The organism is Burkholderia sp. KL41 (genome assembly GCF_057005415.2).
The window spans coordinates 1,683,569-1,697,522 of the sequence record NZ_CM174447.1 but is presented as its reverse complement, the minus strand read 5'-3'; the positions used below and the strand labels follow the sequence as shown (position 1 = coordinate 1,697,522).

11 protein-coding genes and 1 pseudogene are annotated in these 13,954 nt (G+C 65.4%); 2 read left to right on the top strand and 10 right to left on the bottom strand.

What is annotated here, in order from left to right:
• Positions 1-6: 6 nt before the first annotated feature.
• From PQB87_RS25065 to PQB87_RS25035, 7 genes and pseudogenes are all read right to left on the bottom strand, one after another.
• Positions 7-1,446 (bottom strand): UbiA family prenyltransferase, encoded by a 1,440-nt coding sequence (locus tag PQB87_RS25065; RefSeq protein ID WP_489244158.1) that lies wholly within the window; start codon positions 1,444-1,446, stop codon positions 7-9.
• A 147-nt stretch (positions 1,447-1,593) separates the two neighbouring features.
• Positions 1,594-2,019, bottom strand: a complete 426-nt coding sequence (locus PQB87_RS25060) for a hypothetical protein (protein WP_489244156.1) — start codon at positions 2,017-2,019, stop codon at positions 1,594-1,596.
• Between the two features lie 42 nt (positions 2,020-2,061).
• A complete protein-coding gene (locus PQB87_RS25055) occupies positions 2,062-2,343 on the bottom strand; it encodes a hypothetical protein (protein WP_489244154.1) in 282 nt (93 codons plus the stop codon).
• A 91-nt stretch (positions 2,344-2,434) separates the two neighbouring features.
• Positions 2,435-3,352: pseudogene (locus tag PQB87_RS25050) on the bottom strand (two-partner secretion domain-containing protein); the annotation flags it as partial.
• A 216-nt stretch (positions 3,353-3,568) separates the two neighbouring features.
• A complete protein-coding gene (locus PQB87_RS25045) occupies positions 3,569-3,805 on the bottom strand; it encodes a hypothetical protein (protein WP_489244153.1) in 237 nt (78 codons plus the stop codon).
• A gap of 2 nt (positions 3,806-3,807) precedes the next feature.
• Positions 3,808-4,242 carry a hypothetical protein gene (locus PQB87_RS25040; protein ID WP_027791805.1) on the bottom strand — a complete coding sequence of 145 codons (435 nt, stop codon included), beginning with the start codon at positions 4,240-4,242 and terminating at the stop codon, positions 3,808-3,810.
• A 79-nt stretch (positions 4,243-4,321) separates the two neighbouring features.
• Entirely contained in the window at positions 4,322-5,236 is a 915-nt protein-coding gene (locus PQB87_RS25035; protein ID WP_301861629.1) for a LysR family transcriptional regulator, read from the bottom strand.
• A gap of 96 nt (positions 5,237-5,332) precedes the next feature.
• On the opposite strand from PQB87_RS25035, the gene PQB87_RS25030 reads away from it, so the two are divergent.
• Both PQB87_RS25030 and PQB87_RS25025 read left to right on the top strand, forming a co-directional pair.
• Complete coding sequence (locus PQB87_RS25030) at positions 5,333-5,770, top strand: GlcG/HbpS family heme-binding protein (RefSeq protein WP_048025505.1); 438 nt, start codon at positions 5,333-5,335, stop codon at positions 5,768-5,770.
• A gap of 4 nt (positions 5,771-5,774) precedes the next feature.
• Complete coding sequence (locus PQB87_RS25025) at positions 5,775-6,551, top strand: SDR family oxidoreductase (protein WP_489244151.1); 777 nt, start codon at positions 5,775-5,777, stop codon at positions 6,549-6,551.
• A gap of 201 nt (positions 6,552-6,752) precedes the next feature.
• Here PQB87_RS25025 and PQB87_RS25020 read toward each other — a convergent pair whose 3' ends face one another.
• Genes PQB87_RS25020 through nirB form a run of 3 tightly spaced genes read right to left on the bottom strand, consistent with a single transcriptional unit; the run spans position 6,753 to position 13,934 of the window.
• Positions 6,753-10,940 carry a bifunctional nitrate reductase/sulfite reductase flavoprotein subunit alpha gene (locus PQB87_RS25020; RefSeq protein WP_489244149.1) on the bottom strand — a complete coding sequence of 1,396 codons (4,188 nt, stop codon included), beginning with the start codon at positions 10,938-10,940 and terminating at the stop codon, positions 6,753-6,755.
• A 16-nt stretch (positions 10,941-10,956) separates the two neighbouring features.
• Positions 10,957-11,304, bottom strand: a complete 348-nt coding sequence (nirD, locus tag PQB87_RS25015) for a nitrite reductase small subunit NirD (RefSeq protein WP_174413977.1) — start codon at positions 11,302-11,304, stop codon at positions 10,957-10,959.
• Positions 11,305-11,342: 38 nt separating this feature from the next.
• Positions 11,343-13,934, bottom strand: coding sequence for a nitrite reductase large subunit NirB (gene nirB, locus PQB87_RS25010; RefSeq protein WP_489244148.1), 2,592 nt, complete (start codon positions 13,932-13,934; stop codon positions 11,343-11,345).
• Positions 13,935-13,954: the final 20 nt, after the last annotated feature.

The following is a 13,954-nucleotide window of genomic DNA, read 5'->3' as shown; positions in this document are numbered from 1 at the left end:
CGCCGCTTACGGCGCCGGCAGGAAGTGAGCGGCCAGCACGATCGTCACCATGACGCAAAGCATGGTGAAGCTGCCGCGGTTTTCGAGGATATGAACGATCGGATCGTCGTGCATCGCGCCGCGAACCGTGGTGATCCAGAGTCGGCCGAACAAGTAGATCAGGCCGATCTGCACGAACCAGAGCAAGTGCGGAATCGCGTAGCGTGCGGCGGTCTCGGGGGCGTTGATGAAAAGGCCGAAGACGACTACTGCGGCAAGCGATGCGCCGATACCGAACGGCCAGAGCACTTCGAGATCGCCCACGCGGTAATCGCGGCCTGCTGAAGCGCGTTTGTTGTGCTGACGCAAAAGCACCAGCTCGGAGCAGCGCTTTACCAGCGCGAGGCTCAGGAACGCAAATACGGAAAACGCGAGCAACCAGCGGCTGACCGTGATTTCCGCAGCGACGGCTCCGGCGATGATTCGATAGGTGTACAGCAACGACAACACGACGACATCGAGCAGCACGATCGATTTCAGGCGCCAACTGTATGCGGTCGTGAGCAGCAGGTAGAGCGCAAACATGCCGGCAAATTCGGGCGACACCACAAATGCCAGCGCAAATGCCAGGGTCAGCAGCAGTGCCGCGCAACCGAGCCCCTGCACAATCGGCAGCGTGCCACTTGCGAATGCGCGGTTGCGCTTGCGAGGGTGTCGGCGATCGTTGTCCAGATCCCAGAGATCGTTGCCGATGTAGGTGGCCGACGCGCCAAGCGACATCGACAGGAAGGCGAGCACGAGTGTGGCAACCTTGCCGGTGTCGAGGAACGCAAACGCAGTCAGCAGCGGAACGAACAGCAACAGGTTTTTCAGCCACTGGTGGACACGCAGCGCTTTGCACCATGTGGCAAAGCCTGCGCGCGCGTTCGAGAACTCTCTTTCAACCGGAATGCGGCTGCGGACATTCGCCGCGACACCATTCGTAACGCCGACCAGGACCGCACCTTTCGCGCCTGCCCAGATCGGCAGATCGGCTTTGCTGTCACCCGCATAGACGAAGTCGTCGCCGACCTGCCGGCGAATGCCGGCCAGTTTGGTCGCGCCCTTGAGATTCGTGTCGCCGGTAGTTGCGATGACGAAATCGAACAGACCGAGATGCGCGCTCACCTGCTCGGCGATCGAACGATGCGCGGCAGTTGCGAGCACGATCTTGCGGCCGCTTTCGCGTTCGCTCTCGAGATAGTCGACAAGCGGTTCGCGATACGGGAGTGTCTCAGCTCGAAAATCGGCGTGTTCTGCAACTTTGGCCTTGAACGCGGCGCGCCCGCCGGCGAGCCAGAAAGGCAATCGCAGCAGATTTGAAGGCTTGCGTCTTACCGCGTGGATCACTGATTCCATCAGGGTGTCCGATGGGGTCAGCGTGCCGTCGAGGTCGACGACAAGCGGTGGTCTTTGAGTCTCTCGCATTTATTCCGCTATGTCTTTCATTTATTAACTTCACCAGCCACACCCAACACACAACACCAACAATCCCGACTCACAAATACGACCAAGAAATTAATCAATTCCCACCACGAACACCCACAAATTCAATATCAAATTTAAAACCTATAATCAGACATGGAAGCGGCGCGATGGCTCATCTTCCGCCAAAATATGCAACTCAAATCCTCGCGATTCGACATAAATACCTACCGACGATGCAAATCCATGTAAACCTCCTGCCAACTCGTACGCCTGCTCGCCGCCACCTCGCTTGCCAACATAATTAAAGGAGATTGGATTTTTCCATGACACAATGCCGCCAACCCTGTCATATGGCGTCACAACAAAATCAAACTTACTCACCCCTCTAAATACCAAAACACAATGCCCAACAAATCCATCGTCATTCTTTTTGCAAAAATCGTCCTCCATCGCACCAAACACGCCAAGCCAGTCGTTGACGTATATATGCGCATCCTCTCCATCAAAAAAATGAGCACCATACTGACAATCAAATGCAGCCAAGCAATCCCAGCAATTCTCGACAACTTTCATCTCTTCAATAATTTATTTTCAACCACCCCACCCCTCAAAAAATCAACCCTTCTTACCCGAACGCACTTGAAGAAAAGCGCAAAATGCAAAAACCGCGGCAAACCCAATCGGCACCAATGCCCCTGGCATCCCCAAAGAAATCGCCACCGCAGTCGAAAACCCTTTCTCAACTCCAGACTTAAATATCGCAACCGAGAATATGAAAATATAAATGCACGCCAACATGAAAACAAAAACCTTCCAATATGAGAATTTCCCGATAATTTTTGCAACAACAGGCCCCAAAAATCCACTCAAAAGACCACTCCATAGACCATCGATCATTGATCTACTCCTTTTGTTTCTGCAACACATTTTCGGGCTGAGCCGCGGCCTGACTTATCCCAATCTTATTGGCACTTGTAACAAAATCAGGAATTGCCCCGGCATTACGCACGCCAACGCCACCCTCTGTGCCGACCAGATAAATCCGGTCGCTATACATCCCGCCGAGCTGGCCGACGTCGATCGCGACGCCAGGCGCGGCGCCGTCGCCCTGGATCGGCTTCGCTGTCAGCGTTTCGTGATTGACCTGGTTAGCTCCAGCGACGACGTTCAGGTTCTTCGCGTAGATCGCCGCATTCGCCTGTATGGCGCGGGCAATGATGTCGACCTGGTCGACGTTCGTCGCATTGAGCCCCGCGCCCTGCACGGTGACGAGGCCGCGATTGACGTTGTAGCCGGCGAGCGAACCGTCCACGCCGTAGTAAGGCTGCCCAGTCGTCAGCGTGGCGCGCGACGTATTGATGAAGCCGCCGCCGTCGACGACGATACCGGCCGGGTTGGCCAGCACCACTTCCGCGCGATTTCCGGCGACTTCGACGTAACCGCGAAGCTGCGACGGGTTCGCGCTGTTCACCTGGTTGACGATGATCCGCGCCGACTGTCCGGGCCCGAAATTAGGGTTCCCGTTGATATAGCCGGCCTGCTGCGTATTGACGAGCGTCGGCGAGTTGTTGAGGATCGCGCCGTTTTTCTGAACATCGAACTGGTTGTAGGTATTGACCGATACGCCCGCACCCGACGGCTTCGCGATGTTTACCTGCGGCAGCCCGTTCTGCGTCTGGATCACATGGGTGGTAGTGCCGGGCATCGGCGCGATCTGCGCCGATGCTAACGAAGGCACGGCCGCCAGCGACGCGACCGCGATCAGCAAGCCCGAGCTGCCGCGCGAACGCCGACCGGCCCGGCTCTCACCGGATTCGGTTTTCCCCGCGGCAGTAGCTGTCTCTTCGACCGCCACCACCATTCCCCGGAGCCTGGAATACACCAGGCGGTAGGTCTTCTTGTTCATCGTCCGTCATTGATGTCTTTTTAAGCCGATGAACGTTAGCAAATCAATCGTCAGGAAACCACAGGATGAATGTGAACAATTGCCAAGCGTCGTAAATATGTGAAGCACACCAATTTAAGACTTGTCTGATTGCAATTTTTTATCTGCGGCCAATTCTCTTCCTCTAGCGCAGAATCGACGAAAATTCCTTGGCATTGCTTCCCGACCGTTTTCACGTCAGGTACGAATCGCACCAAAGTCGGCCCCCGATCTGCCAAACAGGAAATAGTCAAAATATGTTTCTTTTAACAGTTTTATCAGGATACCGAGCGTGCCTTCGTATTTTTTCGAGGAATAAACAACCACCCTCGCCGCCGCAAAAAACTCCAGCCCTGCATTATCTTGAAAATAACGACTCATTCCAGTGACCGAGAACAGCGCAATTTCATTGATGCGACTTTTTTGAATATTCAACCTCACTTCGCCCGCTCATGCTCCCCCAACCCGATCGCCTTGTAGTCGTAAGTCGGGTAGAACTCCGTCCGATACGCACCCCAAGCCGTATCTTCGAGCACCCGATTGACCTCGCGCACCCGCGATGCCGGCAACCGCAACACGACGATCTGCCCGATCCCCATCGTCACGGTCCAGCTCACCACTTCGACGCCCGGCGGCGGGAACGCCTTGTAGAACCCCTGCTTCGCCAGTTGCGCGTTCAGTTCGGCGAGCGGACGCGACTGGTCGTGTTTCAGGAAGACGGTGAGCAGCACCGCATTGTCGGGCGTCGCCGCAGCCGAACCAGCGGGTACGGTCGATGTCTGGCCGATGGCCGGCGCGCTGCAGGTCACGGCCGCCACCAGCGCCGCGGCAACGGCCAAAGTACGAACCGGAAAATGAAGAGATACCGTCATGACGCGACTCCTTCGTTTCGTGGCTGGAGCCGCCATCATGCGCTGCCGGACAAATCGCCGCAGGCAGCCGGCGCAACGCTTACGCCGCGCCTGCGCCGTCGCGCTCCCGCAGCACGTCGATGAACGCGCGCAGCTTCGCCGGCACGTGCTTGCGATTCACGTAATACAACCACATCGGCGGCAGCGTCCGGCACGTGCCCGGCAACACCTCGACGAGCGTGCCGTCGCGCAAGTCCTGCTCGATGCGCTCGCGCATGAACGCAAACGCGATCCCGACACCGGCACGCGCCGCGTCGATCACCGCATCGGCATCGTTCGTCACGAATACGCCTTCCGGATCGAGATCGACATCGCGGCGCCCGTCGTGCAGCAGCCATTTGTGCAGCCGCCCGCTCTCCGAAAACCGGAAGCGGATACATGCATGACGTTCGAGCGCCGCGATTGACGCCGGCGTGCCGTACCGCGCCAGATAACCGGGCGACGCGACCAGCGCGCACGAAAGCGCCGGCGCGATCCGCACGCCGATCGTCCCCGGCTGCAGCCGGTCGCCGAGGCGAATCCCCGCATCGAACCCGTCCTTCGCGATGTCGACGAGTTCGTTCTCGTAGCGGATCTCGAGCCGCACTTTCGGATAACGCTCGCGGAATACGGCCAGCACCGGCGCGATCACGAGCGTGCGCGCCAGCGGCAGCGCGGTGACGCGCAACACGCCGCTCGGCTCGCTGCGCGCATCCTTCAGCGCGTCGCGCGCGTGCACGACCTGCCGGTACGCGGGCTCCGTCTGCCGCCAATAGTGCTGCCCGGCTTCCGTCAGGCTCACGCCGCGCGTGCTGCGATTGAACAGCTTCACGTTCAGTTCGCCCTCGAGCTGCCCGATCGCGAGGCTGACGGCAGCCGGCGTCAGGCCGAGCGCGGCAGCCGCCCGCGTGAAGTTGCCGGCCGTCGCGACCGTCATGAACACGTGCAGCCCGGCCATCGGATCGCGTCGGCTCATCATTAGAAAAACTTGAAACTCTTTCGAGCGGAATGCGGATTCTCCCATATACCGCAACTGCCTACACTGGGGCCTGTCGTCCCACCGGAGCCTCGCATGGACCCGCTCACCGCCGCGCTGCCGCTCGCAGCCGCCCGCCGTACGATCGACGCAGCACTCGCGCATGCCGCGTCGCTGCAGGTCGCCGGCGTCGCCATCGCAATCGTCGATGCCGGCGCGAACCTGCTCGCGTTCGCGCGCACCGACGACTGTTTCCTCGGCGCGATCGATCTCGCGCAGCGCAAGGCGCTGACGGCGGTCCGCTTCCGCATATCGACCGGCGCGCTCGGTGCGATGTCGGGCGACGGCCCGCTGCGCGGGATCGAGCACAGCCACGGCGGGCTCGTCACGTTCGGCGGCGGCGAACCGCTCGTCGACGACAGCGGACGCTGCGTCGGCGCAATCGGCGTTTCGGGCGGCAGCGTCGACGAAGACACCGCGATCGCCCGGCACGGCCGCGACCGCTTTCAGGCAACCCTTCCCACCACAAGGTAAGCACATGGCACAGAAACGCATCCTCATTACCGGCGCAGGCACCGGCTTCGGCCGGGAAGTGGCGCTGCGGCTCGCCGAACGCGGCCGCGACGTGACGGCCGGCGTGCGCGCCACCGTCGAGATCGACGCACTGACGGACGCCGCCGCGCAACGCGGCACCACGCTGCGCGCCATCAAGCTCGATGTCACGTCGGCCGACGATCGCGCCCGCGCGGCCGAGCTGGACGTCGACGTGCTCGTGAACAACGCGGGCGTCGGCGAAGCCGGCGCGCTCGTCGACCTGCCGGTCGGGATCGTCCGCGACCTGTTCGACGTCAACGTGTTCGGGCCGCTCGAACTCACGCAGCACATCGCGCGCGGGATGCTCGCGCGCCGGCACGGCAAGATCGTGTTCGTGTCGTCGATCGCGGGCCTGATCACCGGGCCGTTCACGGGCGCCTATTGCGCGTCGAAGCACGCGGTCGAATCGATCGCCGAGGCGATGCACGCGGAGCTGGCGCCGCACGGAATCCGTGTCGCGGTCGTGAACCCCGGCCCGTACAGCACGGGTTTCAACGACCGGATGATGGAAACGACGCGGCGCTGGCACGATCCGGCCGTCCACACGGTGACGCCCGAGCGGCTGACGTTCCCGCTCGAACAGCACGATCCGGAAGAGATGATCGCGAAGATGGTCGACGTGATCGACAGCGACGGCGGCGCGTTCCGCAACCTGCTGCCGCGGTCGTCGGAAACGCTCGTCCGTGCCGAACAGGCGCGCGCGTGGGAGCGTCAGCAGTAACGCAAACCGGCGGCGGCCCGGCGGTTCATGTCATGCAGAAACGCCGTGCCCGCCGCCCGGCCTGTCGCGTGCGACGTTCGCCGTCGACGGCCTTCGCGACGGACCGCCCGGCGCGGCTCGTCGCAGGCCAACGCGTCGCCCGGAGACGGGCCCGCAAACCGGCGGGCCGCGCCGCACCGCACCGCACCGCACCGCTCGCGGTCAGTACACGTCCCGCATGTAGCGGCGCGCCTTCGCGAGCCGCGCGACGTAGTCGTTCGCGGCTTCGTCCGACATGCCGCCGTGCTCGGCGACGACGGCCTTCAGCGCGGCATCGACGTCCTTCGCCATCCGCGCGGCGTCGCCGCACACGTAGAAGTGCGCGCCTTCCTCCAGCCACGCGAACAGTTCGGCGCCCTGCTCCCGCATCCGGTCCTGCACGTAGATCTTGTCGGCCTGGTCGCGCGAGAACGCGAGATCGAGCCGCGTCAGGAAACCGCTGTCACGCATCGCGCCCAGCTCGTCGCCGTAGTAGAAGTCCGTCTGCGCATGCTGTTCGCCGAAGAACAGCCAGTTGCGCCCGCGCGCGCCGCACGCCTGCCGTTCGTGCAGGAAGCCGCGGAACGGCGCGACGCCGGTGCCGGGGCCGACCATCACGATCGGCACGTCGCCGTTCACCGGCGGCCGGAAATGCGCGGATTTCTGCACGAACACGGGCACGCGGCCGTCGTCCGCGCGATCGGCGAGGAACGTCGATGCGACACCTTTGCGCGCGCGCCGGCCGTTGTGATAGCGCACGGCCGACACGGTCAGGTGGATCTCGCCGTGGTGCGCGCTCGGGCTCGACGCGATCGAATAAAGACGCGGCTGCATGCGCTTCAGCATCCCGACGAGTTCGTTGCCCGACAGCTCGACCGGAAACTCGTGCAGCACGTCCGCGAGTTGTTGCCCCCACAACCATTGCTTCAGGTCGCCCTTGCGGTCGTCGCCGAGCAGCGACTTCAGTGCGCCGTTCGCGCTGCGCGACGCGATGAACGCGAGCGTGTCCGGATGCGGGCGCGTGATGTCGAAGTGACGCGCGAGTGCGTCGCCGAGGCGCACGTCGCCGACACCCGCCACCGACACGGGTGCATCGGCCTTCAGCGCGGTAACGGACAGCAGTTCGTCGACCAGTTCCGGGCAGTTGGTCGGCCACACGCCGAGCGCGTCGCCGGTTTCGTATTCGAGGTTCGCGCCTTCGGTCGACAACGACACGTAGCGTGTGTCCTTCGCCGCGCCCGGACGGTTGAGCCGCAGGTTCGCGACGAGCTTCGACGGCGCCGGATGCGCCTTCGTCGGCAGCAGCCCCGACGAACCCAGGCCGCCGGTCGGCACCGCGTGCAGCGCGGCATCGGCCTCCTTGATCCGCGCGACGACGCGTTCGAGCCACTGGTCGGCATCGCGCTGGAATTCGACGTCGCAATCGACGCGCGCGCACAGGCGTGCCGCGCCGAGTTCCGCGAGCCGCGCGTCGAGCCGGCGGCCATGGCCGCAGAACTGGTCGTAGTTGCGGTCGCCGAACGCGAGCACCGCGAAGTGCACGCCGTCGAGGCGCGCGGCGCCGCCGACCTGCAGCGCTTCCCAGAATTCGCTGCCGTTGTCGGGCGCGTCGCCGTCGCCGAACGTGCTCGTCATCAGCAGCACGTATTGCGCACCGGCGAGCGACGCCACCGGATAGTCGGACATGCACGCGGTGCGGATCTCGAAGCCCGCGTTCATCAGTTGCGTCGCGTAATCCTCGGTCAACGATTCGATGTTGCCGGTCTGCGACGCCCACAGCAGCACGACCTTCGGCCGCGTGCGCACGATCCGCACGCCGCCGGACGCGGCGGCATCGGCCGGCAGCACGGGGGCCGCGGCGCCCGGCAAGCTCGCCGGCAGCGAGCGGCTGAACAACCCCGCGAGCATCCCGTCGAGCCAGAACCGCACCGGCGGCGTGAGCGGCGCGCCGGCCGGCAGCACCGGCACGCCGCCCTCGCGCCGGCCGGCGCTTGCCTTCAGCCCGCTGACGAACCCGGCCACATACAGCCGTTCGGTGTCCGTCAACGGCGGCGGCGCGAAGTCGGCGACGCCGAGCGCGGCCGCGAAAGTGTCGATGTCTGCCATGTCGGATTCCTGTGAAGCAGTCGCCTGCGCCGTCTCCGGCGCGGGCCGTGCGTCGTCGGCGCGGGCATCGGGTTGCGCCGTCTGGTCGTCGGCGGACTCGAACGCAGCGGTCTCGACGCGCCGCAGCGCGACCGCGCAGTATTTCAGTTCGGGTTGCCGAGATTCGGGATCGATCGCGTCGTTCGTCACCGCGTTGATGCACAGGTCGTCGCCGTACACATCGTTCCAGTGCATCGGCGCGAAGCAGTCGCCGCGCCGCACGCGCTCGGTCACGACGGCCGGCAGCACCGCGCGGCCGCGCGCCGAGCGGATCTCGACGCTGTCCTTCGCGGCGATGCCGAGCGCGCTCGCGTCGTCCGGATGCAGCTCGACGAACGGGCGCGGGTTCAGCTTGTTCAGCATCGCGACCTTGCCCGTCTTGGTCATCGTGTGCCACTGATGCTGCAGCCGCCCCGTGTTCAGCACGATCGGGAACGTGTCGTCGGGCAATTCGGCCGGATCGACGTGCGGCCGGGCGAAGAAGCGCGCCTTGCCCGACGGCGTCGGGAACGCGATACGCGGCGCGTCGTCACCATCGGCGGCCGGGCGCAGCGGCTGGCTCACGCCGTCGTTCAGGTAGCGGATCGGGTGCCGCTCGCGCGCGGTGCCCGGCGCGACCGGCCACTGCACGGGCCCGTCGCGCAGCGCCGCATGGCTTGCGCCGCGCAGGTCGTAGCCCGTCGCCGGATTCGAGAAGCGGACGATCTCGTCGAACACATCGGCCGCCGACGCATAGTCGAACGCATCGCCGAACCCCATCGCGCGCGCGACTTCCGCGACGATGCGCCAGTCGGGCAGCGCGTCGCCCGGCGGCGCGACCGCCGCGCGCATCAGCGTCATGTTGCGCTCGGAGTTGATCATCACGCCGTCGCCCTCGGCCCACAGCGCGCCGGGCAGCAGGATGTCCGCGTAGCGGTTGGTTTCGGTATCGAGGAACGCGTCCTGTGCGATCACGAGTTCCGCGGCCTGCAATCCGGCGATCACGTTCTGCCGGTTCGGCACCGTGGCGACCGGGTTCGTGCAGATGATCCAGCATGCCTTGATGTCGCCGGCCGCCATCCGCTCGAACAGGTCGACGGTGCCGTTGCCGGTTTCCTTGCGCAGCGTGCCGGCCGGCACGCGCCACAGGTGCTCGACGAAACGGCGATCGTCGTCGGACGCCACCGAGCGCTGGCCCGGCAGGCCGGGGCCCATGTAGCCCATCTCGCGCCCGCCCATCGCGTTCGGCTGGCCGGTCAGCGAGAACGGCCCGCTGCCGGCACGGCAGATCCTGCCCGTCGCGAGATGCAGGTTGCAGATCGCGTTGGTGTTCCACACGCCGTGCGTGCTCTGGTTGAGCCCCATCGTCCAGCAGCTCATCCATTCCTGCGCATCGCCGATCCATTGCGCGGCCGTGCGCAGGTCGGCTTCCGCGAGCCCCGTGATTTCAGCCACGCGCCCGGGCGTGTAGTCGGCGAGGAACGCGGGCATCGCGCCCCAGCCTTCGGTGTACGCGTCGATGAACGCGCCGTCGGTGCGGCCGTTCGCATGCAGCAGGTGCAGCAGCCCGTTGGTCAGCGCGAGATCGGTGCCCGGCCGGATCTGCAGGAACAGGTCGGCCTTGTCGGCGGTGCCGGTGCGGCGCGGATCGACGACGATCAGCTTCGCGCCGGCCTTCACGCGATCCATCATCCGCAGGAACAGGATCGGATGGCAGTCGGCCATGTTCGCGCCGATCACGAAGAACAGGTTCGCGCGATCGAAGTCCTGGTACGACCCGGGCGGGCCGTCCGCGCCGAGCGACTGCTTGTAGCCGGTGCTCGCGCTCGCCATGCAGAGGCGCGAGTTCGACTCGATGTTGTTGGTGCCGACGAAACCCTTCGCGAGCTTGTTGACGAGGTATTGCGCCTCGATCGACATCTGCCCCGATACGTAGAACGACAGCGCGTCCGGCCCGTGCGCATCGAGCACCGCGCGCAGGCGGCGCGCGGTGTCGGCGATCGCGTCGCGCGCCGGCAGCGGCACAAGGTCGTCCTCGCGCGCGCGGCGCACGAACGCGCGGTCGAGCCGCCCCGAGCGGCGCAGCGCGACGTGTGCCGACGAACCCTTCGTGCACAGCCGCCCGAAGTTGGCCGGATGGTCGGCGTCGCCGGACACCTTGACGACTTCGCCTTCCTCGACGTGCAGCACCATCCCGCAGCCGACGCCGCAGTACGGGCACACGCTCTTGACGGGGGTAGCGGTCATGCGCGCTCCGGGGCGGTCAGGCCGCGATCCACACGAAGCCGTCCTCGACCCGCGACGGATACGTGCTCACCGACTGCTCGGGTGCCTCCAGGCATTCGCCGGTGCGCAGGTCGAAATGCTGCTTGTACAGCGGCGACGCGACGACGACGCGCTCGCCGAGGCTGCCGATCAGCCCGCGCGACATCACGGCCGCCTGCGACACGGGATCGACGTTGTCGATCGCGAACACGCCGCCTTCCTCGGCATGCGCGACGTGAAAGACCGCGACCTGCTCGCCGTTGACGAGCGCGCACACGCCGGTGTTCGGCACGATGTCGTCGAGCGGGCACACGCGGGTCCAGGACGGCGGCAGACGATCGTTCATGATGGGCTCCTTGGAAAAGACGCTGGTGTCGGTCAGGGTCAAACGGTGGCGGATTCGGTCACGGCCTGCGTCGCGCCTTCGGCGACGACGGGAATCGTCACGGGCTTGCTGCGCACGCGTTCGCCGGGCGTCGCGGGCCGGATCTGGCCGCGCGTCTCGACGAATTCGATGGTCGTGTCCGGCGCATCGCTGTTCACGAAGTGACGGAAGCGCTTGCGCGTGTCGGGATCGGTGACGGCCCGCTTCCACTCGCACTCGTAGGTGTCGACCACGTGCTGCATGTCGGCTTCGAGTTCGGCGCCGATCCCGAGCCGGTCGTGCACGACGACGTCGATCAGGTAGTCGAGGCCGCCTTCGAGGTTGTCGCGCCACACGCTCGTGCGCTGCAGCCGGTCGGCCGTGCGCACGTAGAACATCAGCAAACGGTCGATGTAGCGAACCAGCGTCGCGCGATCGAGGTCGGACGCGAGCAGTTCCGCGTGGCGCGGCTTCATCCCGCCGTTGCCGCACACGTACAGGTTCCAGCCCTTCTCGGTCGCGATGATGCCGACGTCCTTGCCCTGCGCTTCCGCACACTCGCGCGTGCAGCCGGACACGCCGAACTTGATCTTGTGCGGCGCGCGCAGCCCCTTGTAGCGATTCTCGAGGTCGATCGCGAGGCCGACCGAATCGTCGACGCCGTAACGGCACCACGTCGAGCCGACACACGACTTCACGGTGCGCAGCGCCTTGCCGTATGCGTGGCCCGATTCGAAACCGGCCGCGATCAGTTCCTCCCAGATCGACGGCAGCTGCTCGACGCGCGCACCGAACAGGTCGACGCGCTGGCCGCCGGTGATCTTCGTGTAGAGCCCGTACTTCTTCGCGACCTGGCCGACCGCGATCAGCCCTTCCGGCGTGACCTCGCCGCCCGGCATGCGCGGCACGACCGAATACGTGCCGTCGCGCTGGATGTTCGCGAGGTAGTAGTCGTTCGAATCCTGCAACCCCGCGTGTTCCTTCTTCAGCACGAATTCGTTGAAGCACGACGCGAGGATGCCCGCCACCGCCGGCTTGCACACGTCGCAGCCGAGGCCATGGCCGTGCTTCGCGAGCAGTGCGTCGAAGGTCGTGAGGCGCTCCACGCGGATCAGGTGGAACAGCTCCTGGCGCGAATACGGGAAGTGCTCGCAGATATGGTTGTTGACCGCGAGGCCCTGCTTCTTCATCTCGGCCTTCATGATCTGCGTGACGAGCGGCACGCAGCCGCCGCACGACGTGCCGGCGCCCGTGCACGACTTCAGCGCGCCGAGGCTCGTCGCGCCGTCGGCGACCGCCGTGCAGATCTGCGACTTCGACACGTTGTTGCACGAGCAGATCTGGGCGCCGTCAGGCAGCGCGTCGACGCCGAGCGCCGGCTTCGCGACGCCGTCCGACGACGGCAGGATCAGGAATTCCGGCGACTCGGGCAGCTCGATGCGGTTCAGCATCATCTGCAGCAGCGTGCCGTATTCGGCCGCGTCGCCGACCATCACCGCGCCGTGCAGGAACTTGCCGCAGTCGGACACGACGAGCTTCTTGTAGACCTGGCGGCGCTCGTCCGCGTACTGGTAGGTGCGGCTGCCGGCCGTCGTGCCGTGCGCGTCGCCGATGCTCGCGACGTCGACGCCCATCAGCTTCAGCTTCGTGCTCATGTCGGCGCCCGCGAACGCGGGTGCGTCGTTCGTATTGCCACCCAGTTGCTTCGCCACCACGCGCGCCATGTCGTAGCCGGGGGCGACGAGGCCGTAAACCATGCCGTTCCAGGCCGCGCATTCGCCGATCGCGTAGATGTCGGCGTCGCTCGTGCGGCACGCGTCGTCGATCGCGACGCCGCCGCGCGGGCCGATTTCCAGGCCGCACGCACGCGCCAGTTCGTCGCGTGCGCGAATGCCGGCCGAAAACACGATCATGTCGGCGTCGAGATGGGAGCCGTCGGCGAACGCCATCCGGTGCGAGCCCTCTTCGCCGTCGACGATCTCGAGCGTGTTCTTGCCCGTATGCACGGTCACGCCGAGCGCCTCGATCTTCGCGCGCAGCATCCGGCCGCCGCCGTCGTCGACCTGCACGGCCATCAGCCGCGGCGCGAATTCGACGACGTGCGTGTCGAGCCCCATGTCGCGCAGCGCCTTCGCGCATTCGAGGCCGAGCAGCCCGCCGCCGACCACGACGCCGCGCTTCGCGTGCGTGCCGCACGCCTGCATCGCCTCGAGATCCTCGATCGTCCGGTACACGAAGCAGCCCGCGCGATCGTGCCCCGGCATCGGCGGCACGAACGGGCGCGAACCCGTCGCCAGCACCAGCTTGTCGTACGCGAGCGTTTCCCCGGACGCGAGCGTGACCGTATGCGCGGCGCGGTCGATCGACGCGACGCGCGCATTCAGGCGCAGGTCGAACTGCGGATGACGCTCGAAGAAGCCGGGTTCGACGAGCGACAGGTCGTCCGCCGACTTGCCCGCGAAGAACTCGGACAGGTGCACGCGGTCGTAGGCCGGGCGCGGTTCCTCGCCGAGCACGGTGACCTGCAGCGCGCCCGCGGCGCCCGCTTCCGCCGCGACGCATTCGAGGAGCTTGTGGCCGACCATCCCGTGGCCGATGACGATGAGTTTCATGATGACGTTTCCCTCGGTCG

Bases quoted from the DNA above. Each gene is read 5' to 3' on its own strand.
- PQB87_RS25030 (WP_048025505.1), top strand. From the start codon at position 5,333: ATGGACCCGCTCACCGCCGCGCTGCCGCTCGCAGCCGCCCGCCGTACG.
- PQB87_RS25065 (WP_489244158.1), bottom strand. From the start codon at position 1,446: ATGCGAGAGACTCAAAGACCACCGCTTGTCGTCGACCTCGACGGCACG.
- PQB87_RS25035 (WP_301861629.1), bottom strand. From the start codon at position 5,236: ATGAGCCGACGCGATCCGATGGCCGGGCTGCACGTGTTCATGACGGTC.
- PQB87_RS25060 (WP_489244156.1), bottom strand. From the start codon at position 2,019: ATGAAAGTTGTCGAGAATTGCTGGGATTGCTTGGCTGCATTTGATTGT.
- PQB87_RS25040 (WP_027791805.1), bottom strand. From the start codon at position 4,242: ATGACGGTATCTCTTCATTTTCCGGTTCGTACTTTGGCCGTTGCCGCG.
- PQB87_RS25020 (WP_489244149.1), bottom strand. From the start codon at position 10,940: ATGACCGCTACCCCCGTCAAGAGCGTGTGCCCGTACTGCGGCGTCGGC.
- nirD (WP_174413977.1), bottom strand. From the start codon at position 11,304: ATGAACGATCGTCTGCCGCCGTCCTGGACCCGCGTGTGCCCGCTCGAC.
- PQB87_RS25025 (WP_489244151.1), top strand. From the start codon at position 5,775: ATGGCACAGAAACGCATCCTCATTACCGGCGCAGGCACCGGCTTCGGC.
- PQB87_RS25055 (WP_489244154.1), bottom strand. From the start codon at position 2,343: ATGATCGATGGTCTATGGAGTGGTCTTTTGAGTGGATTTTTGGGGCCT.
- nirB (WP_489244148.1), bottom strand. From the start codon at position 13,934: ATGAAACTCATCGTCATCGGCCACGGGATGGTCGGCCACAAGCTCCTC.